At 34.0% G+C, this 21,059-nt stretch carries 16 protein-coding genes; 5 read left to right on the top strand and 11 right to left on the bottom strand.

Going from position 1 to position 21,059, the window contains the following annotated elements:
* The first annotated feature begins 203 nt into the window (after positions 1-203).
* Positions 204-6,701 carry a choice-of-anchor D domain-containing protein gene (locus tag ACTU6T_RS12400; protein ID WP_460218512.1) on the top strand — a complete coding sequence of 2,166 codons (6,498 nt, stop codon included), beginning with the start codon at positions 204-206 and terminating at the stop codon, positions 6,699-6,701.
* A 90-nt stretch (positions 6,702-6,791) separates the two neighbouring features.
* On the opposite strand, the gene hisS is transcribed toward ACTU6T_RS12400, so the two are convergent.
* Entirely contained in the window at positions 6,792-8,162 is a 1,371-nt protein-coding gene (gene hisS / locus ACTU6T_RS12395) for a histidine--tRNA ligase (RefSeq protein WP_460218511.1), read from the bottom strand.
* A gap of 208 nt (positions 8,163-8,370) precedes the next feature.
* On the opposite strand from hisS, the gene ACTU6T_RS12390 reads away from it, so the two are divergent.
* Together ACTU6T_RS12390 and ACTU6T_RS12385 are read left to right on the top strand one after the other, a co-directional pair.
* Positions 8,371-9,609, top strand: coding sequence for an ABC transporter permease (locus ACTU6T_RS12390; protein WP_460218510.1), 1,239 nt, complete (start codon positions 8,371-8,373; stop codon positions 9,607-9,609).
* Positions 9,610-9,615: 6 nt separating this feature from the next.
* Entirely contained in the window at positions 9,616-10,521 is a 906-nt protein-coding gene (locus tag ACTU6T_RS12385; RefSeq protein WP_460218509.1) for an AraC family transcriptional regulator, read from the top strand.
* Between the two features lie 90 nt (positions 10,522-10,611).
* On the opposite strand, the gene ACTU6T_RS12380 is transcribed toward ACTU6T_RS12385, so the two are convergent.
* The 4 genes from ACTU6T_RS12380 to rpsF all read right to left on the bottom strand — a co-directional run bounded on the left by ACTU6T_RS12380 (position 10,612) and on the right by rpsF (position 12,259).
* On the bottom strand, positions 10,612-11,085 hold the full coding sequence (locus ACTU6T_RS12380) for a DUF6495 family protein (RefSeq protein WP_460218508.1): 474 nt from the start codon (positions 11,083-11,085) through the stop codon (positions 10,612-10,614).
* 74 nt (positions 11,086-11,159) lie between these two features.
* Positions 11,160-11,609, bottom strand: a complete 450-nt coding sequence (gene rplI, locus ACTU6T_RS12375) for a 50S ribosomal protein L9 (RefSeq protein ID WP_460218507.1) — start codon at positions 11,607-11,609, stop codon at positions 11,160-11,162.
* Between the two features lie 12 nt (positions 11,610-11,621).
* Positions 11,622-11,921 carry a 30S ribosomal protein S18 gene (rpsR, locus tag ACTU6T_RS12370; protein WP_260097911.1) on the bottom strand — a complete coding sequence of 100 codons (300 nt, stop codon included), beginning with the start codon at positions 11,919-11,921 and terminating at the stop codon, positions 11,622-11,624.
* On the bottom strand, positions 11,921-12,259 hold the full coding sequence (gene rpsF / locus ACTU6T_RS12365; RefSeq protein WP_260097515.1) for a 30S ribosomal protein S6: 339 nt from the start codon (positions 12,257-12,259) through the stop codon (positions 11,921-11,923). Before rpsF ends, rpsR begins: the two co-directional genes overlap by 1 nt.
* A gap of 199 nt (positions 12,260-12,458) precedes the next feature.
* Here rpsF and ACTU6T_RS12360 point away from each other — a divergent pair, with 199 nt between their 5' ends.
* Positions 12,459-13,154: a LytR/AlgR family response regulator transcription factor gene (locus ACTU6T_RS12360; RefSeq protein WP_040254020.1), complete on the top strand. Its 696-nt coding sequence runs from the start codon at positions 12,459-12,461 to the stop codon at positions 13,152-13,154.
* A gap of 64 nt (positions 13,155-13,218) precedes the next feature.
* Here ACTU6T_RS12360 and priA read toward each other — a convergent pair whose 3' ends face one another.
* From priA to nadC, 4 genes are read right to left on the bottom strand one after another with little or no spacing between them, the layout of a single operon-like run.
* Positions 13,219-15,672 (bottom strand): replication restart helicase PriA, encoded by a 2,454-nt coding sequence (priA, locus tag ACTU6T_RS12355; RefSeq protein WP_460218506.1) that lies wholly within the window; start codon positions 15,670-15,672, stop codon positions 13,219-13,221.
* On the bottom strand, positions 15,672-16,106 hold the full coding sequence (locus ACTU6T_RS12350; protein WP_460218505.1) for a DUF2147 domain-containing protein: 435 nt from the start codon (positions 16,104-16,106) through the stop codon (positions 15,672-15,674). Before ACTU6T_RS12350 ends, priA begins: the two co-directional genes overlap by 1 nt.
* Complete coding sequence (locus ACTU6T_RS12345) at positions 16,099-17,049, bottom strand: YihY/virulence factor BrkB family protein (protein WP_460218504.1); 951 nt, start codon at positions 17,047-17,049, stop codon at positions 16,099-16,101. Before ACTU6T_RS12345 ends, ACTU6T_RS12350 begins: the two co-directional genes overlap by 8 nt.
* Entirely contained in the window at positions 17,049-17,906 is an 858-nt protein-coding gene (gene nadC, locus ACTU6T_RS12340) for a carboxylating nicotinate-nucleotide diphosphorylase (protein WP_460218503.1), read from the bottom strand. Before nadC ends, ACTU6T_RS12345 begins: the two co-directional genes overlap by 1 nt.
* A gap of 183 nt (positions 17,907-18,089) precedes the next feature.
* Here nadC and rlmH point away from each other — a divergent pair, with 183 nt between their 5' ends.
* Positions 18,090-18,563 carry a 23S rRNA (pseudouridine(1915)-N(3))-methyltransferase RlmH gene (gene rlmH, locus ACTU6T_RS12335; protein WP_460218502.1) on the top strand — a complete coding sequence of 158 codons (474 nt, stop codon included), beginning with the start codon at positions 18,090-18,092 and terminating at the stop codon, positions 18,561-18,563.
* A gap of 2 nt (positions 18,564-18,565) precedes the next feature.
* Here rlmH and ACTU6T_RS12330 read toward each other — a convergent pair whose 3' ends face one another.
* Both ACTU6T_RS12330 and hpf read right to left on the bottom strand, forming a co-directional pair.
* On the bottom strand, positions 18,566-20,635 hold the full coding sequence (locus ACTU6T_RS12330; RefSeq protein ID WP_460218501.1) for a M3 family metallopeptidase: 2,070 nt from the start codon (positions 20,633-20,635) through the stop codon (positions 18,566-18,568).
* A gap of 115 nt (positions 20,636-20,750) precedes the next feature.
* Entirely contained in the window at positions 20,751-21,050 is a 300-nt protein-coding gene (gene hpf, locus ACTU6T_RS12325; RefSeq protein ID WP_460218500.1) for a ribosome hibernation-promoting factor, HPF/YfiA family, read from the bottom strand.
* Between the last annotated feature and the right edge of the window lie 9 nt (positions 21,051-21,059).

The following is a 21,059-nucleotide window of genomic DNA, read 5'->3' as shown; positions in this document are numbered from 1 at the left end:
AATGGAGGCTGGATTACTACGTTCAGCTTTCATTATTGTAATTAAGCTCTCAATAAATCACAAAAAACACATTTTACATATAGCTGAAAATCAGCATTATAAAAATTAATGATGTATTTCATCGATTAAATTTGCATTTCATAGAGTTTTAAAGTAGGTTTGTATCATAATTTTATTAGTCCCAAACTAAAATTTAACCGCTTATGAAAACGTCTACACTTTCACTAAGAAAGTATGCCATAATATGTTGCATACTTTTACTAACAAGTTTATCATTTTCTCAAACTACCATTGCCAGCCACTATTTTGATACTGGTTGGGAGTCTTGGACAGATGGAGGAAATTACGCAGGTAGAAACTTTAACTCTAACAGTTGCACAAATTATGGTGCATTATACACGTATTATAATTATCCTACAAATTCAAGTTCTAATGTACTTTCTCCAACTTACGATTTAACTCCCTATACAGATGTTACTTTTTCATTTTGTAATGTAAATAGTACAGGGCAAGCAAATGGAGATGGTTTTGATTTACAATATTACAATGGGTCAACATGGACTACAATTAGACAATTTAGAAAAGGGACCGATTATACTGGTGGGGGTCCAGCTAATAGTGCTTCTTTTAGTGTTACCTTGAATAGTGGCACTTATACTTTTGCTACGAACTCAAGATTTAGATTTCTAGGTCAATCTGGTTCATCAAATCAATGGAGTGTATATGATGATATAATAATTACCGGTTCTGGTTGCGGAAGCTCTGTTGGAACTTTCCCATATAATGAGGGTTTTGAATCTGGTCTTGGTGCTTGGATTCAAGATGCTGGTGATAATAGTGATTGGACACGTCATTCTGGAGGCACACCGTCTGGAAGTACTGGACCAAATGGAGCTAATGGTGGCTCGTATTACTTATTTACAGAAGCCAGTAATCCAAATTTTAACTACACTTTTAATCTAGTAAGCCCGTGTTTTGATTTAACTGCACAATCTACTGGTCAATTCTCTTTCTATTACCATATGTACGGTTCAGATATGGGAAGTTTAAATGTAGAACTAAGTACAGATAATGGACTTACCTACCCTATATCGCTTTGGTCTAGATCAACACAAGATCAAAGTAGCAGTAACCAAGCTTGGACCCAAGTAAATATAAACCTTGCTAGCTATGTAGGTCAATCAATTAGAATACGATTTAGAGGCGTTACAGGCTCAGACTATAGAAGTGATATGGCTATTGATGATATTTCATTAACTGCCACGGCTGTTTCTGGTCCAGAAATTAATATTCTAGGTAATAGCTTAACAATTTTAGATGGTGATACAACGCCTAGCGTTACAGATGATACTGACTTTGGAAATGTAGATACAGCAGCAGGAACAAACGTTAATACATTTACAATACAAAATGTAGGCACAACGTCATTATCTATTGGTGCTATTTCAATTACAGGTGCACACCCAGGTGATTTTACAGTAACCGCTACTCCTGCAGGATCAATTGCTGCTTCAGGAAGCACCTCTTTCGACATTACATTTAACCCAAGTGCTGATGGACTAAGAACAGCTACCGTTAGTATAGTAAATGGTGATAGTGATGAAAATCCTTATAACTTTGATATTCAAGGAACGGGAACAACTCCTGGCCCAGAAATTAATGTGGAAGGTAATGCTACAACTATCGTAGACGGAGATATAACACCTTCTGGAACAGATGATACCGATTTTGGAAGTATCAATACGGTAAGTGGTACAAACGTTAATACATTTACGATTCAAAATATTGGAACATCTTCATTAACTATATCCAGCATAAACGTAACTGGCGCAAACGCATCAGACTTTACATTAACATCATCTCCTACAGGATCTGTTGCAGCATCAGGAAGCACAACTTTTGATATTACGTTTGATCCTAGTGGTGTTGGACTGCGAACGGCTTCGGTAAGTATTGCAAATAATGATAGTGATGAAAACCCATATAATTTTGATATCCAAGGAACTGGAATAGCTGGACCGCCTTCATACACTGCTTATTTTGAAGATTTTGATGCAACTAATGGAGGTTGGACACCAACTACAAGCACTAATGATTCTTGGGTATGGACAAACAGTTTCCCTACTTCAGAATTAGGAGAAGGTTATTTTTGGAGAAATACCAATTTCAACACTTATAACAATAACACAGATATTATTATTCAAAGTCCAATTATTGATCTTACTGGTTTATATAATCTTCAACTAAGTCTAGATGTAAAATGTAAAACGGAAGATGATTATGATGGAATGATTATTCAATATTCTATTGCAGGTGGCTCATGGACCACTCTCGGAGTCAGTGGTTCAGGTACCAATTGGTATGAAGATAATACATCTGTATTTGGAGGTGATGCTTGGAATGGTGATACACATACCCAATCACCTTCATTTAATCCGCATAGTCAATTTCAAAATACTAGATATGTTCTAAGTGATGCTCTGTTTTCAAATCAAAACAATATTAGATTTAGATTGCAATTTAGATCAGATGGATCAGGCACCGACGATGGTGTAGCCTTTGACAATTTTAGAATTGAAGCTGATCCCATTTCAGCATTAGCTGATGCATCAATCGCACCAGCTAGCCTTACCAGTAATTTAAGATTATGGTTAAAAATGAATGATGGTGTTTCAGTAACAGATGGAGATCCTTTAACTACATGGGAAGATCAAGCATACGATACTGCTTTAGATAAAGAAGATGCATATGCTGCAGCAACTTTAGCACCAACATACAGAGATAATGCCTCAAGAAACATCAATTTTAATCCAGTAGCCGATTTTGATCATAATAATATTGAGTATATGAATGGAAAAGGAGGATTCTTCTCTCAAGATTATTATGTCGTTTTTTATTCAGATGACGAAATTGATACCAGTACAGGTAGCTTTAGCCCTGGTCGACAATTTGCTATAGGAGGTCGATATTCAGATGACCAATTCCATGAAGACCCAACTGGTTTAGGAGTTGGAAGTGTCTCATCGAGATATGCTAATGAAATTTTAGCACATACTATAAGTTCATTCTCTAATTCTGGAGCCTCAGCCCCTGAGTCTTATGGTAGAGCATTTTTAACAACTACAGATAGCTACCAAAATCATCCAACAATTGTAAATGTTAAAACGAATACAGCTGGAACCGAATCAGAAATTTATAAAAATGGTAAGCGCGTTGATAACTCAACAGGAATTTCTGGAGATGGAAGCACACTTAGTTTTAATGAATTTAGCAACTTACCATTTTTAATTGGAACAGGTCGAAGTGGAATTGCGGGAAGAACAACTTCTCAAATGAACGGTATGATTGCTGAAGTAATTTCATATACTTCACCTAACTCTGCTTTAAATCAACAAAAAATACAAAGCTATTTGGCTTTAAAATATGGAGTTACTCTACAAAGCTCATCAACTGCTTATGCACACAGCAATCATAGACAAAATGATGTTGATTATATTGATTCTCAAGGGACCATTATATGGGACAGTAGTGCAAATAGCACTTATAATTATGATATTGCTGGTATTGGACGTGATGATGCCTCTATTTTAAATCAAAAACAATCTAAAAGTCAAAATGTAGAATCGGATGGAACAGATGCATTTGGTCCAACATTAACTAGCGGATTCTTAACTATGGGATTAGATGATATTTATGATACCAACAATCAACATATCTCAGGTAATCCTATTTCATTAAATGACAGAGAATTTTTAGTATGGGGAAATAACGGCGCAGATTTAGATCTTGCCTCAGCAACTATCTCTGTAAATATGAGTGCAGGAATTTCTCCAGCCTTAACCACCAACGTGTCCTTTACAGCAATGCAACGCGTATGGAAGGTAGTAGAAACAGGAGGTGACATTCCTTCTGTAAAAGTAAGGTTGCCGCAAAATGCTATTAGAAATATTTCACCTCCTGGTAATTACTATATGTTTATTTCTAGTACTGGAGTATTCGATCCTACTGCAGATTATCGTGTGATGAGATCTGATGGAAATGGAAACCTAGAAACTGATTATGATTTTGATGGTACAAAGTATATCACTTTTGGTTATGCCCCACAAATTGTTGTAGAACGTTCAGTATATTTTGACGGTAACGTTGACTATATTGATATGGAAAATGCATTAGACATTAATCCTTCTGAATTTACAATTTCTGCCTGGATTAAAAGAGATATTACAGACTCTGCGACTAAATCCATAGCCTCTAAAAGAAATGACCCGTTTACCGAAGGTTACGATTTAAGAATTTTGAATGATAATAGAATTCAAATGTTTTGGAAAAATGGAACTAATCAAACATTGACATCAATCACTTCAATACCAAGAGAGGAATGGCATCATATAGCAGTAATTTACAATGGAGCAAGATTATTCATATATATTGATGGCGTGTTAGACAATTCCGCAAATAGAACCCCTCCTGTTGCAACAAATCAATCTTTCTTTATTGCTGCTGCCGCTAAAAATAATCCAAAGCAGTTTTTCAGAGGCAACATCGATGAAGTTCGAGTTTGGGATACAGCACTTACAGTAGATCAATTACGTTTTGTTATGAATCAAGAAATTGAGGATAATTCGAACTTTGTTGCTGGTATTGAATTACCAACAACGATTACCAAAAACGATATCGGTTCTATTCCATGGTCAGAACTAGCTGGATACTACCCAATGTCAACATATACATACACCAATACTGATGACGCCTCTGGCAATAGCAATCAAGGAGCATTAAGAAATTTAGACACAGTTGATAGACAAACAGCTCCACTACCATATGAATCTCAAAATGATGGTGATTGGACAACTGACGCCACTTGGTTAAATAATGCAGTACAAACATTACCAAATGCTTTATCTATTGTAGATGGCACCACTCCAATTGATTGGAATATTGTTAGAGTGAGTGATGATGTAACAATCGATACTGAGACTAACTTAGGTCGTGATAGACAAGTTTTAGGACTATATGTTGATTCTGGTGCAGAATTAACAGTAGATGGTAATAATGCGGATGCAACAGCTGGAAATGGTTTAACTATATCTCATTATTTAAAGCTAGATGGAAAACTAGATCTTGAAGGTCAATCGCAATTAGTACAAACTATTGGCAGTGATTTAGATCCAACATCAGATGGTTCTTTAGAAAAAGACCAACAAGGTACAGCAGACGTTCACACATACAATTACTGGTCTTCACCAGTAGGTGAGCTTAATAATACAACTAATAACAATTCCTATTCAGTAAGCGATGTAATGTATGATGGTGTTAATCCTGTAAACTTCATCAATAATTCTTATGATGGATCAGACGGGTCAACAATAACCATTGCCGACTACTGGATTTGGAAATTTGCTAATCAACTTGACGATGATTATTCGGCATGGCAGCATGTACGACAAAATGGAACACTATTAGCAGGTGAAGGATTTACAATGAAAGGACCAGGATCTGGAACTATTGTTGATCAACAAAACTATGTGCTTTTAGGAAAACCAAATAACGGTGATATCAACCTCACATTAAATGCAGGAAATGATTACCTTGTTGGTAACCCATACCCTTCAGCATTAGATGCTAATCAATTTATTACTGATAATGGACCAAATATTACAGGTGCTGGTGCCGACCCATTAATTAGTGGTACCCTATATTTCTGGGAGCATTGGGGAGGTGGAAATCATAACCTTCAAGACTATCAAGGTGGATACGCAACCTATAATTTCTCAGGTGGTGTAGGTGCTCCTTCTCTAGGAACAAATGATCCAGATGTTGGTACAGGTGGAACACCTACAAAACTACCTGCTCGTTATATCCCTGTAAGTCAAGGTTTCTTCGTTGTTGGAGAAAGTACAGGATCAATTAACTTCAATAATGGTCAACGTGCTTACAGAAAAGAATCTACTGGAACTTCAGTATTTGTAAGAAATGATGGTAGTGGAAATAATACAGCTTTCAACGATGCTGAAATTGATGACCGAATGAAATTTAGAATTGGATTTAATTCAATTAATACCATTCATAGACAATTGTTATTAACCATAGATGAAAATACAACTACAGGTTATGATTGGGCTTTTGATGCAAAAATATACGATAATCAAATGGATGATTTATTCTGGATGATTGATAATGAAAAGTTCACTATACAAGGTAGTAATGAAGCTAATCCAGAAAGCACATATCCATTAGGTATTAAGACAAGAGATGATGGGTTAAATACTATTACTATAGATGAACTAGAATATGTTCCAGATAGTATAGATATTTTTATTCATGATATTGAAAACAACACCTATCATAATCTGAGAGAAGGAGATTTTGAGTTCTTCCTCCCTGCTGGTGAATATTTAGAGCGATTTGAATTAACATTTAGTGAATCTGGTGATGCCTTAAGTGTTGATGATTCAGATCTAAAAACGCTTGATACGTTTTATAATAATGAAACACAAAGTATAGCATTACATAATCCAAATTTTGTTGAAGTTAAGTCTATAGAATTATACAACATCATTGGACAAAATATTATTAAAATTGAAAATATTTCAGAACTGGACTATTCTGAATACCAAGTTAAGAACCTAAGCACTGGAACTTACATCATTAAGATAGATACTTTAAGCGGTTTGTTATCTAAGAAAGTTTTGGTGAAATAACATAGACCCAAATCTACCGTGATCTTAACTTAAAGATAGCCTCTCTCCTTATTGGATTGAGGCTTTTTTTTTAATCTATAAATGAACTTTCTATTGCAATGTAGAAATAAGCGCTTCTAATGACAATTGTTGTTGCTCACCAGACTTCATGTTTTTCAAAGTATAGGTACTTGAATTTAATTCAGACTCTCCCAATAATACAACAAACGGAATATCACGCTTGTTCGCATAATTAAATTGCTTCTTTGTGTTTTTATTATCTGGAAACAATTCTGCAGAAACACCTTGTTCACGAAGACTCTTAATAGCTTTCATACTTGCCATAGCTTCTGCCTCTCCAAAATTAAGAAATAGCACCTTTACAGTATTAGTAATGGTTTCAGGGAATAAGTTCAAATCTTCTAAAACTAAAGCAATACGATCCAAGCCAAAACTAATACCAACACCACTCATATCTTTTAAACCAAATATTCCTGTTAGATCATCATAACGACCTCCACCTCCTATAGACCCCATCTTAACACCTTCGGGAGCAGCGACTTCAAAAATAGCGCCTGTATAATAATTTAAACCACGTGCTAGTGTAACATCTAACTGTAGGGTTGCTGTTTTTAGTCCAAGTGATTCAATTCCGGTATTAATGAATTCTAACTCTTCAATTCCTTTTTGCCCTTCTTCAGAAATTTTAAGAATCGATTTTAATTCGTTAATCTGCGAACCAAAATCTCCTGATAAAGTAAATAAAGGTTGAAGCTTATTGATTCCTACTTCAGAAATACCCTTTGCCAACATTTCGGCTTTAACTTTCTCCTCTCCTATTTTGTCTAACTTATCTAGAGCTACAGTGAAATCTATGAGTTTATCTTGAGCACCTATCACTTCGGCAATACCAGACAATATTTTTCTATTATTAATTTTAATGGTAACACCATGTAATCCTATAGCAGAAAAGACAGCATCATATAATTGTACAAACTCAACTTCTTGCCATAGCGAATTACTTCCAACCACATCGGCATCACATTGGTAAAACTCTCTAAAACGCCCTTTCTGTGGACGATCTGCTCTCCAAACCGGTTGAATTTGATAGCGTTTAAAAGGAAAGTCAATCTCATTTTGGTGCTGTACTACATAACGTGCAAACGGAACGGTTAGATCATAACGCAGGGCTTTTTCAGAAATACTAGAAGTAATTTTATTCGAATCTTTAGCTTGATATAATTTATCATTAACCTTATTCAAAAAATCCCCAGAGTTCAAAATCTTAAAAATCAAGCGATCACCTTCCTCTCCATACTTACCCATCAATGTACTAGAGTTTTCAAAACTTGGTGTTTCTATAGGTTGAAATCCGAAAATTTCAAATTGTGAACGTATCGTATTAAAGATATAATTTCGCTTAGCTACTTCTTGCGGATTAAAGTCTCTAGTGCCTTTTGGTATGCTTGGTTTTTGTGCCATGTTTATTTCCCATGAAAACGGGAATCTCATTTTCAGTAATCATTACTATTTCCGAAGAGAAAAGAATATTTACTAGGTTAATTCTCATTTAATGAGTCACAAAAATATTATAAATTTTAGTCGCATTCGAAAGTTATTTCAATTTTATAGTAACTTTATAGGTGTTTTGTAGTCTTATTGTAAAACGCAACCAACTTTTAAGTGTTCTATGTTTTCATTAGTTAGAGAAAATATCCGCATTGCCTTTGATTCGATAAGAAGTCAATTGCTTCGTACCATTCTTACCATTTTAATTATCGCCATCGGAATTACTGCATTGGTATGTATTTTAAGTGCTGTATCTGCATTACAAAACACCATTTCTAGTGACTTCTCATCTATGGGAGCAAACACCTTTAATATACAACGTTATGAGTTTAATACCCAACGACGTGGTGATGAAGCTCAAAAAATTAATCCTGTAATTAATTATAGAGAGGTTAAAAAATTTAAAGAAGACTATAACTTTCCTTTTACAAAGACTGCCATTTCATTTTTAGGCACACGTGGTGCTGAAGTAAAATACGAAAATGAAAAAACAGATCCTGAAGTACAAGTATTTGGGGTCAACGAACATTTTATTCAAAATTCTGGATTAGAAGTTGATACCGGAAGAGCGTTAAATTATTTTGATGTAGAAAACAGCAACAGTGTTTGTGTAATTGGTAGTGATTTAAAAAAAGCATTATTAGATGATGTTAATCCGTTAAACAAAACGATTAGCATTAGAGGCGCAAAATTTAAAGTGGTTGGTGTTCTAAAAGAAAAAGGAGCTACTTTTGGTAATAATCAAGATTTACGTGTGTTAATGCCTCTACAAAAAGCGAGAACAATTTTCACCAATGCAAATATTAATTACAACCTCAGTATAAAAACCGAAAAGAAGGATATGCTTGAAGGTGCGCAGGATGAAGCGATATTATTGTTCAGAAACATTAGAGGGTTAAATCCTGTAGAAGAAAACAATTTTGGTTTAGAGCGCAGTGATGATTTAATAAACCGTGTTGGTTCTATTACTGGAATCTTAGAAACTGCGGCATGGATCATCGGAATTATTACCATATTTGGATCTACAATTGCATTATTGAATATGATGCTCGTTTCCGTATCAGAGCGTACTCGAGAGATAGGTGTAAGAAAAGCATTAGGTGCAAAACGTGGTACGATTGCGTTTCAGTTTTTAATTGAGACCATGATTATAAGTCAGTTAGGTGGCCTTTTTGGGATCTTACTGGGTATCTTAGCTGGCTGGGGTATTTCGGCTGGATTAGGCTTTAAGTTTACTACACCATGGCTCGCGATGATGAGTGCAGTTGTTATCACATTTATTGTTGCTATTGTTTCTGGTTTGATGCCTGCTGTAAAAGCTGCAAAATTAGATCCTGTGGAATCGTTACGTTATGAGTAATTATTTATGACACTTTCAAAAGACCACATCAAAAGCATTACTAAAGCCCTCCACTATATTGAACAACACCTAGAAAGCGATTTAACACTTGAAGAGGTCTCGAAAGTAGCTCACTACTCTCCTTTCCATTTTCATCGGCTATTTAAAACTTTCACAAAAGAAACACTTAATGCATATATCTCTAGGAAACGTGTTGAAAAAGCATCTGCGTCTTTATTACATCATGAAGACGTAACGATTTCAGAATTATCAACTCAATTCGGATTTACAAGTAATTCCTCATTCACAAGGGCGTTTAAGAAGTTTTATGGAATGAGCCCATCACATTTTCGAAAAGAAAGTAAAGGAAAATATAGCAAGATTAGTCAAGTGAAAAGCAAGAATGGGCAAGCAATCACTAGTTTTGAACCTTATGTTTGGACTTCAAATCAAAACTACGATAGTAATATGACATCACAAATTGAAGTAAAGCGAATACCAACCATTCATACAGCTAGCATCACCTGTATTGGAAAACAAGAATTGAGTTCAACAATATATCGTTTATTGGAATGGGCTGAACAAAAAGGTTTATTACGGAAGTCTGATTTTAAAATTGCAACTATTTTTTACGACAGTTTTAAAATTACAGCTCCAAATAAAGTACGGATGAGTGCCTGCTTATTAGTTGATACGCCAATTAAAGCTAATGGCGAGATCATGCCAACAATCATTAATTCTGGATTATATATCATTAGACGCTGCGAAATTGAGATTCATGAATTCCCAACTGCATGGTCTCATTTATTTAAATGGATGAATGCGAATGGGTATAAAAAAAGGAATGAGCCTCCTTTTGAAATTTATCACAACGATTTTAACACGCACCCTGAGAAAAAGTGCATTGTAGATTTATACATTCCTGTGGAATGATCTAGCTATAGTGTTATAGAGATACTTGTTATGACACTTCGACTGCGCTCAGTGTGACATTCTATAAGATATAAAATCTTGCCCTTATATTTACTTACTCACTAAATTCTCGAAGTATAGATATAATTGGCCTTTAGTAATATTTGCGCCTTCTTGAATAAGCTTAAATTTATCTTGATTCTTATCTTTTGAATAATCTTTGGATGCTGTAAAGAATTCTATATCATCAGACATTAAATTGTCTCTAAACCATGCATAGCCATCTTTAGTAGTGATATCTATATCTGCATTTTTAATTTTAAGTGCAATTAATCGCATTTGTTTCTCTGAGCAATGAAATAAATGCATTTGTTGAGGAGAAATATGCTCTAAGTATTGAACTTTTGACAATACACCTTCCCAGATTAAATCACTAAACACATCCAATTCTTGTTCGGCAATTTCAGGTTTATTAGCTTTAATATCTGCCCATTCTTTGGCAGTAATAGATTGTGTAGCCAAGAAGTTAATAAACTCCTGGTGTAATTCTTCAAATTGCTCTTTTGAGAGTCTAGAATATTTCATAGTACTTAAAATTAAGTATTGAAAAAGCCTCAACGTATATTGCTGAGGCTCTTAAATATGATGTGTTTTGAGTTTTAAGCTTCAGCTATAACCTCAAATGGTAAATCTACCGATACTTCTCTGTGTAATCTAACTACAGCGTCGTATTTTCCTAAACGTTTTACAGTTCCACCAGCTACAGAGATGAATTTTTTATCAATCTCATGACCAGCATTTTGTAATGCGTTAGCTAAATCAATATTGTTTACAGATCCAAATAATTTGTCTCCAGCACCAACTTTAGAAGAAATTTTAATTTCTAATTCTTTAATAGCATCTGCAGTTTTCTGAGCCGCTTCAATTATTGATTTTTCTTTATAAGCTCTTTGCTTAAGTGTTTCTGCTAAAACTTTCTTTGCAGATAACGTTGCCATTATAGCTTGTCCTTGAGGAATTAAAAAGTTTCTACCATAACCGTTCTTTACTGTTACAATATCGTCTTTAAATCCTAAGTTCTCAACGTCTTGTTTTAATATAAGTTCCATTGTTATGATATTTTATTTTAATAAATCTGCTACGTAAGGCATTAACGCTAAATGACGTGCTCTTTTTACTGCTACAGATACTTTTCTTTGGTATTTTAATGATGTTCCTGTTAAACGTCTTGGTAAAATTTTACCTTGCTCGTTTACAAAACCTAATAACCAATCTGGATCTTTGTAATCAACATACTTGATTCCAGATTTCTTAAAACGACAATATTTCTTCGTTTTGCTAGTGTCAATGTTTAACGGAGTTAAATATCTAATTTCTCCGTCTTTCTTTCCTTTTGCTTGTTGTTCAATTGAAGACATAATTACGCTTTTTGTTTATCTCTGTTTCTTCTCTTTTCTGCCCAAGCAATCGCATGCTTGTCTAATTTTACTGTTAAGTAACGCATAAAACGCTCATCACGTCTAAACTCTACTTCCAATGGATTTACTACTTCTCCATCTACAGTGTACTCAAATAAGTGATAAAAACCACTTTTTTTGTTTTGAATTGGGTATGCTAATTTTTTTAAGCCCCAATCTTCTTTGGCTACCATCTTCGCTCCTCTAGAAACAAGAAAATCTTCATATTTCTTTACTGTTTCCTTTATCTGGTCATCAGATAAAACGGGATTTAAGATGAAAACAGTTTCATAATGATTCATAAAAATCTATTTATTGTGTTAAAAATGAGTGCAAAAATAACTATAATTTCTATTTCTGGCAACGTTTTTGTATATAAAAATTTGGATGTCATAGTTTTCTTAAAATTTTGTTAAAATTAACACTTTACCGATGTTTTTTGGTTTTTAACCGAATTTTTTGTACTATTGTCGATATCTTAACCTAAAATATAATAATGTTATGACTTTAAACTGTGTAGTAGTTGATGATTCTGCGATTCAACGATTATCGATTGTAAAGTTAATTGAGAATCATTCCTCACTTAACCTTATTGCAGAATACAGTAGCGCATTAGAGACCAAGAACGGGCTCAATACTCATAAAGTAGATTTAATCTTCTTAGATATTGAGATGCCTGTACTCAACGGTTTCGAGCTGCTCGACGTACTCAACAACAAACCCCAAATTATTTTCGTTACAGGTAAAACTGAATACGCGTTTAAAGCTTTCAATTATGATGCAACCGACTACCTACAAAAACCTATTACTAGGGAACGTTTTAATACTTCTGTAGAAAAAGCTCTTGAGCAACATAAACTTAAGCTAGATTTCAATGAAACAGATGGCGAACATATTTTCGTTAAAAGTAACTTGAAAAAACGAAAAGTATACATTAAAGATATTAAATGGATTGAAGCTCTAGGTGATTACGTAAAACTAGTTACCGAAGAAAACAGCTTGGTCGTTTTATCTACAATGAAAGCTTTTGAACATGAATTACCAGAAGGTAAATTCCTTAGAATCCATAAATCATATATTGTAAACCTAGATAAGGTGGATCGATTTAATAGCAAGAACGTAGAAGTTGGTGCTTATGAGATTCCATTGAGTAGAAATAAGAAAACCCAACTTGTAGATGCTTTAAATAATATTTAAGGCCAATAAAGACGAATTTCGTTTGAAGATATAATGTTAAAGACCCTAACTAATTAACTTTTAACTAATAATTATCGACATTTAAAATTACTCTTATTGCCCTAAAATCTTTCACACTCAAGAAGCTGTTATTAATTTTAATAATAGCTTCTTTTGTTTTAGATAACGATTGCTTTTGAGGAATCTTTATCAAAATATGTTTTAAATATTGATTTCGAATTCTAGCCACAGGAGGAAATTCTGGACCTAACACATGCTGATCAAATATAGTACGCAGAGATCGAGCGTACCAATCTGCTCCTAAATTAACACGGTTATAATCTTTATGTTTTAAGGTGATTTTTATCATTCTGAAAACAGGTGGATATTTATAAATATGGCGTTCATCTAACTGCTCATCAAACATTTGCTCATAATTATTGGTAGAGACCTGCTGCAATATCTTATGATAAGGGTTATAGGTTTGAATTAACACTTTACCGCGCTCTTCTGTTCTCCCTGCTCTACCTGATACTTGTGCCATTAACTGATAACTACGTTCGTGTGCTCTAAAATCTGGAAAATTAAGCAAATTATCAGCATTCATTATCCCAACTAGCTTCACATTTCTAAAATCCAAACCTTTGGTTAGCATTTGCGTACCAACCAAAATATCAATCTCACCTTGCTCTAATGCCGTAATTATCTTTTCATAACCATATTTACCTCTTGTTGTATCTAAGTCCATACGTCCAATATTATAATCAGGGAATAACAACTTCGCCTCCTGCTCTACTTGCTCAGTTCCAAAGCCCTTACTATCAAGTTCGACGCCTCCACAAGCTTCACAGGTTTGCGGCATAGCTGTATTATATCCACAATAATGACAACGCAATTGATTTTTATATTGGTGAAAAGTTAAACTCACATCACAATTTGGACATTGAGGTGAATGCCCACAAGTATTACATTCTACAATAGGTGAAAAACCGCGACGGTTTTGAAATAGAATAATTTGATGTCCTTGTTCTAGTGTTTCAGTCATCTCCTCTATTAATCGATCACTAAAATGCCCTTGCATACGCTTGCGCTTATGCTTATCCTTAATATCAACCAATTCAATATCTGGCATTAGCACATTATTAAAACGATGATTCAACTTTACTAAACCATATTTTCCTTGTTTGGCGTTATAGTAGCTTTCTAGACTTGGTGTTGCAGATCCCAAAAGTGTTTTACTTTGAAATAGGTTAGCCAAAACAATTGCTGTATCGCGGGCATGATATCGAGGTGCAGGATCAAATTGTTTATAAGACGACTCGTGCTCTTCATCAACAATGACTAATCCTAAATTTTGAAATGGCAATAAGACCGAAGAACGTGCTCCTAAAATCAGTTGAGCAGTTGGTGAGTTATCTAATACATTATTCCAAACTTCTACACGCTCATGAACCGAATATTTACTATGAAAAACAGCCACTTTTTCTCCAAAATAATGTTGAAGGCGTTCAACTAATTGCGTAGTTAATGCAATTTCTGGAAGCAAATATAATACTTGCCTATTCGCTCTTAACTGTGCCTCAATAAGCTTAACATAAACTTCTGTTTTACCAGATGACGTCACACCATGAAGCAATGTAATATTTTGATTTCCAAAAGATTCCACTATCTCATTTAAAGCCTTGGCTTGATGGTTATTTAAATGTTTTGAATCTTCATTATCTCCTCCTTGGTATTGAACTCTATCAGTTTGGATATGGTATTCTTCAAGAATTCCTTTATCAATTAATGCTTTAACAATTGCTGACGACGCTCCACTTTCCGAAGACAAATCAGACACTTTAACTGGTTTTTTTGTTTGTGCTGAAATCGAGAATAAGGTCATCACTACATCTCGTTGCTTAGGTGCTCGACTTAATTCTGACAGCAATTCTTGAAGACCACTTTCCGAAGAGTACAATACACCTAATCTCACATAACGCACCAATTTTGGTTTATACTTTTCAAAGATTTCTTCTTGAACTGAAATAGCATTTTTATCCAATAAACGCTTAATAACAGGCACTACATTTTTTCGGTCCAAAATAGACATTAAATCCTGAATTTTTAAAGACGACTGATGATGTAATGCTTCATAAACAATAAACTCATCATCTTTTAAATCGGTATCATTGATAAAAACATCAGCATTTTTACTAATAATCGTCTCACTTTCAAGAATGAATGCACTTGGCAAAGCAGCGCGCATCACCTCACCCAATGTACACATGTAGTATTGAGAAATCCATGCCCAATGCTTTAGTTGTATTTGGGTAACAATAGGCGTATCATCCAGTATTTGATGAATTTCTTTAGCTTCATAAACCTGAGGCGCATTGTTATGAATTTCAATGACTAAAGCCGTATAAATTTTTGTTTTTCCGAAAGGTACAGACACTCGAATACCTGGTTTCAAAAACTCTGCTTCAGCTTTGGTAATGGCATAGGTAAAGCTCTTTTCTAGCGGTATTGGCAATATGACGTTGATAAAGTACTGCATTAATCTTTAATCCTCAACCAATACTGCGTCCTATAAAAAAAAGCGATATACCCTCTTACTTGTAATCGATCATTATTGCCATCATCAAGTTTAATGCGGCAATCATAAACTTTTCCATCCTCAGGATTGGTAATGGTCCCTTTTTTGTAACTACCACCAGATTTCACCATATCTTTTATTATTGTGAGTCCGAGAATAGGCTTATTATAATCTGACTCTGAACATAATACACAAAGAGCATCTTGCTTTTCAGGATCTGAAATATCAATAATTTTACCATAAACTTTTCCCTTTAATTCATAAATCTCTACAATTGATTTTTGTTCTCCTGTTTTATCATCAATGGTTTTCCATTTTCCAAGTATGCTTTGCGACATAACCGACATGGTCAAAAAAAGCATTAAAGTTAGTATATAAAAACGCTTATTACTCATCTTGTTCTTTTCGTTTTAAACGCCTAATTGTTGCATTTAGTTCATACCCTAATAATAAAATATTTGCGTTCAACCATAAATACAATAATAAAATTAATAAAGCCCCAATTGAACCGTAAAGCTTATTATACTGAGAGAAATTTTCGATATAAACGCCAAATAGGTAAGATGTTAAAATAATTAATAAGGTTGTAAAGAGCGCACCAATGGAAAAGAATTTTGAAGTGCGACCAGCTTTAGTTCCAAAATAATATAGGGTTGCAGTAGCAATATATACCATAAATACAAAAAAGAGATATTTTGCAAAGACTACCCAAAACAAACTATTATCATTGGAAGAATGTGTTAGGTTCTCGAACTGATCATATAGTGGCTGAATGACATATATCTGCACATATCCAAACACTGCTACAGTAACAATTACCAACAAAGCTAAAATTAATGCAACGCCTAAAGCGTACAAGTACTGTTTAAATATATTTCGAGTTGATTCTTGATGATAAGAATTTTCGAATCCAGAAAACACTGCATTAACACCATTAGCCATCAATAACATTGAGATTACAAAAACAGAAGACAACAATCCTCCACGTTCAGTATTTTCTATGTTTTCAAAGATATTAGAAAAGAAAAAATCTGAAGTTTGAGGTGGCAAAAAAGACATTAAAAATTCCTGGAAATCTAATTGAAAACCTTCAATTGGAATGTAAGGCATCAATATCAAAACGAATAATAAAAAAGGAAATATTGCGGTAAAAAAACTAAAGGCAATGGCACTAGCACGAGCCGTTAAAGCGCCTTCGAAAATACCAATAGCATACAACTCCAATAGATCGTAAAGTGATAAGCCCTCAAGTCCTGGAAGTTTTATTTTTCGAAGTAAACCAACAACATGATTTACTACAGGAATTTTACTTAATATCTCTTTTAAGGATTTAGACATTAAACCGCTTTTAGGCTTAAATCCATATTATAAACAGAATGTGTCAACGCTCCAGATGAAATATAATCAACACCACACTCGGCATAGTGTCTTATTGTCTTTTCATTGATCCCACCTGATGACTCTGTTAAACATTGATCACCAATTAATTTAACGGCCGTTCTTGTATCTTCATAATTAAAGTTATCAATGAGAATACGATACACTCCTTCGGTCTCAAGAATTTCTTTGATTTCTTCTAGGTTTCTTGCTTCAACAATAATTTTTAAATCGCGATTGGTTGCTTTTAAATAATCTTTTGTCTTATTAATCGCTTTAGTTATTCCGCCAGAAAAATCAATATGATTATCTTTTAGCATAATCATGTCATATAGTGCAAATCTATGATTCTCACCTCCTCCTATTTTAACCGCCCATTTCTCTAGAGCTCTAATGCCAGGTGTTGTTTTTCTAGTATCTAAAATCTTAGTCCCTGTTCCTTCGAGCAAATCGACAAACTGTCTTGTTTTTGTTGCTATTGCGCTCATGCGTTGCATGGCATTTAAAACCAAACGTTCGGCTTTTAGTATCGATTGCGAAGCTCCTTCAACATAAAATACGATGTCACCATATTTAACCTGACTACCATCTTCAATAAGTGTTTCTACTGTCATATTAGGATCTACATATGAAAACACCTGCTTAGCAAATTCCACACCAGCAATGATTCCTTCATCTTTAACCAAAAGTTTCGCTTTTCCTTGAGCTGAAGCCGGAATGCATGCCAAAGAGCTATGATCTCCATCACCAACATCTTCACGTATTGCATTAGAGATAATACCTTCTATTTCTTTATCAAATTGTTCTTTAGAAATCATGTTTTAAATATTTAATGTAAAAATAGCAATTGACTTCAATTAAATGAAAGGTTATCAATTCGAATTTTAGAATTTAGAACGAAAAACATAACTTTGAGCCATCTCAATTTTCAAGAAAAAAGACTTCTATATGCAGTCAAGAGTTTTTATTGAGATTTCGACTGCGCTCAACCAAACAGTATCATGACCATTAAACTTCTTGCCATTGGCAAAACAGACAATAAAGATTTACAATCGTTAATTAATGACTATCAGAAACGATTAGGTCATTACATCAAATTTCAGTTTGAGATAATTCCAGACTTAAAAAAAACCAAGCATCTTAGTGAAGATCAGCAAAAGCAAAAAGAAGGTGAACTCCTATTAAACAAAGTCTCATCTTCAGATGTTCTCATACTTTTAGATGAAAACGGTAAACAATTAGATTCGATTGGGTTTTCTCAATACTTACAAAAACATATGAATTCTGGTATTAAACAATTGGTTTTTGTGATTGGTGGACCTTATGGTTTTTCTTCTGAAGTATATCAAAAAGCAAATGGGAAACTATCATTATCTAAAATGACCTTTTCACATCAAATGATTCGCTTATTTATTATAGAGCAATTGTATCGTGGTTTCACAATTTTAAAAAATGAACCCTATCATCATCGCTAAGCCTACTCTAACCCTAGACTTTTAATATAAGCCGCGTTATTCATAGGTCTCCCTAAAAATTCTTCAACAGCTTCGTCTACTGGTCTTTGACTGCCATTGGCGAGAATTAATTTTTTATACTTCACTCCAGTATCTTGATCTCGCAATCCATTATTTTCAAATACGGTAAACATATCTTGTGCATATACTTCCGACCATAAATACCCATAATAATATACAGGATGTGTATTAATATGAATCCAAGATGCTTGCGGATGTGTCCCTTCAATATACCAATCCATAACACCTAATTGCTTATCAATATCTCTCCATAATTGATCGGTATCTAGTGGTTTATTAGGATCGTATTTATCATATAAGTTCATATCATAAATACTGCTTCTCAATGAGCCTTGAGCAGATAAACCCGATGAGACGTTTTTAGCCTTTACCATATTGTCAAATAATTCTTTTGGCAACACTTCTCCCGTTTTATAGTGCTTTGCAAAAGAACTAAGCGTTTCATAATCCCAAATCCAGTTTTCAAAAATTTGAGACATAGCCTCTACAAAATCACTTTTAGTATCAGATTGCAAACTATATTCACCATCATAAGACATTTTATCCATGATATGTCCGAACTCATGAAATAATGTACTCAACTCGTTGTGAGTTATCATTGAAGGCATTTTATCGGTTCCTTTTGTAAAATTCCCTAGCATCATTGACACTGGCACTTCATAACCATCTATCATTTGTTTACCTGAAGATAATGGCACAGCATAAAACCACGATTCTTTAAATGGTCTTGGGTATAAATCTAAAAAGAAACGTCCTTTCAACTTATCATTTTCATACACATCATATGCCAGAACATCTTCATGCCAAACAGAAGCGTCTTTTATTTCCCTAAACTCAACACCTAGTAATTCTTGATACAATTCGAACATACCAGATAAACAAGCGCTCATTGGTAAATATTCTCGAATTTTTTCAGAGTCTACTTGATAATCCGTTTTTAAAATTTGATTTTTATAGTATGATAAATCCCAAGCATTTAAAGGTTTATCTTTAGAAATACCATCTATTTTCTCTCTCGCCTCTTTTAAAACCTCAACATCTTGAATCGCTTTATCTTTAGATTCGGCTACCAAATCATTTACAAACTTCCAAACAGTTTCTGGGTTCTTGGCCATTTTCGGAACAAGATTGTATTCGGCATAAGACTTTTGTCCCATTAATTGAGCCAATTGGTAGCGCTTCTCAACTAATTGATTCAAAATCTCAATATTTTTTTCGGCACCTCGGTTAGCGTACAACATTTGGTAAGCCTTTCTAGTTTCAGGATTTGTTGCGTTGTCCATTACTGGCCCTCTGGTTGATGGCTGTGCAGGGATTTTATATGTCCCATCTTCTGTTATATACTTTTCTTTCAAACTTTTTGGAAGTCCTTTAGCACCAGCTTCATCAATGGTTAGCACAGCATTAGCAGTATTCATATTTGTTGAATATTCTGAAGTTAATTCTGAAATCTCAGCTTTTAGGGTTTTAAATTCTTCTAATTTACTTTCAGGAAGATTCACTCCAGATTGTTTGAAATTATCAATAATATCATTTACGAATCGCTGTCGTCTATCATTTAATTTAGAATAGTCTTCTGATGCAGCATAAGTTTCAAATTTTTCAAAAAGAGCTTTGTCTGAAGATATTGCTGTGTTTAAAGAGTCTACTTTTTGAGAATATTCTATCCCTTTAGCTCTTGTTATAGAATCTGTAGACGTCCAATATAACATAAAGGCATTGGTATTGGCCTTATACAATCTATTATAAGCTTCATCAAATGGCAAAAACGTATTCTCTAAAGTTGGTGTGCTTTGACTTTTAATTTTATCAATGGTGGCAGTAGCATGATCGATTTCGTAATCGACAAATGCGGCAATAGATGCTCCTGTCACATTAGCATAATCAAAAGATTCGTTCAAACCTACATTAAAAGGATTATCATCTGGTAAGGCTTCAACTTCAGGTTTAGTTTCTTTTTCAGAACAGTTCATAAGCGTCAATAATACAATAGATAAAGCTATTTTTTTCATTTGGATAAAACATTTAGTGTACACAAAGATAACATTCAAATTCTAAATTAACAGTTACAAAAAAAGCCCTATAAAATTCTCAAATTCTATAAGGCTCATTTATACACTAAATCCATTAATGTGTTTTATAAATTTCTTTTCGTTTTTTTAACTGACGTTCCAAATCACGAATGGTTTCTCGTACAGCGACTTCATATTGACTTTCATCAGATGTTGCAAAAATTCGTGGCCCAGGCAGACTTAACTCTATATCACATATCTTCCCTTTTGTGTGATTATTTGGGTCTTGCTTAAATCTAACTACAGCATTAATTAAAAATTCATATCTGTTAAATAATTTACTCAATTTTTCTTCGGTAAATGTGTTTAAAGTCTTGCTTACATCTACATCCACGTATCTAATCGTCACACTCATAATAGTACT

Source organism: Psychroserpens citreus, assembly GCF_055686305.1.
The sequence above is the reverse complement of the archived record's forward strand: the minus strand, read 5'-3'. Positions and strand labels throughout refer to the sequence as shown.

Bases quoted from the DNA above. Each gene is read 5' to 3' on its own strand.
- ACTU6T_RS12400 (WP_460218512.1), top strand. From the start codon at position 204: ATGAAAACGTCTACACTTTCACTAAGAAAGTATGCCATAATATGTTGC.
- hisS (WP_460218511.1), bottom strand. From the start codon at position 8,162: ATGGCACAAAAACCAAGCATACCAAAAGGCACTAGAGACTTTAATCCG.
- ACTU6T_RS12390 (WP_460218510.1), top strand. From the start codon at position 8,371: ATGTTTTCATTAGTTAGAGAAAATATCCGCATTGCCTTTGATTCGATA.
- ACTU6T_RS12385 (WP_460218509.1), top strand. From the start codon at position 9,616: ATGACACTTTCAAAAGACCACATCAAAAGCATTACTAAAGCCCTCCAC.
- ACTU6T_RS12380 (WP_460218508.1), bottom strand. From the start codon at position 11,085: ATGAAATATTCTAGACTCTCAAAAGAGCAATTTGAAGAATTACACCAG.
- rplI (WP_460218507.1), bottom strand. From the start codon at position 11,609: ATGGAACTTATATTAAAACAAGACGTTGAGAACTTAGGATTTAAAGAC.
- rpsF (WP_260097515.1), bottom strand. From the start codon at position 12,259: ATGAATCATTATGAAACTGTTTTCATCTTAAATCCCGTTTTATCTGAT.
- ACTU6T_RS12360 (WP_040254020.1), top strand. From the start codon at position 12,459: ATGACTTTAAACTGTGTAGTAGTTGATGATTCTGCGATTCAACGATTA.
- priA (WP_460218506.1), bottom strand. From the start codon at position 15,672: ATGCAGTACTTTATCAACGTCATATTGCCAATACCGCTAGAAAAGAGC.
- ACTU6T_RS12350 (WP_460218505.1), bottom strand. From the start codon at position 16,106: ATGAGTAATAAGCGTTTTTATATACTAACTTTAATGCTTTTTTTGACC.
- ACTU6T_RS12345 (WP_460218504.1), bottom strand. From the start codon at position 17,049: ATGTCTAAATCCTTAAAAGAGATATTAAGTAAAATTCCTGTAGTAAAT.
- nadC (WP_460218503.1), bottom strand. From the start codon at position 17,906: ATGATTTCTAAAGAACAATTTGATAAAGAAATAGAAGGTATTATCTCT.
- rlmH (WP_460218502.1), top strand. From the start codon at position 18,090: ATGACCATTAAACTTCTTGCCATTGGCAAAACAGACAATAAAGATTTA.
- ACTU6T_RS12330 (WP_460218501.1), bottom strand. From the start codon at position 20,635: ATGAAAAAAATAGCTTTATCTATTGTATTATTGACGCTTATGAACTGT.
- hpf (WP_460218500.1), bottom strand. From the start codon at position 21,050: ATGAGTGTGACGATTAGATACGTGGATGTAGATGTAAGCAAGACTTTA.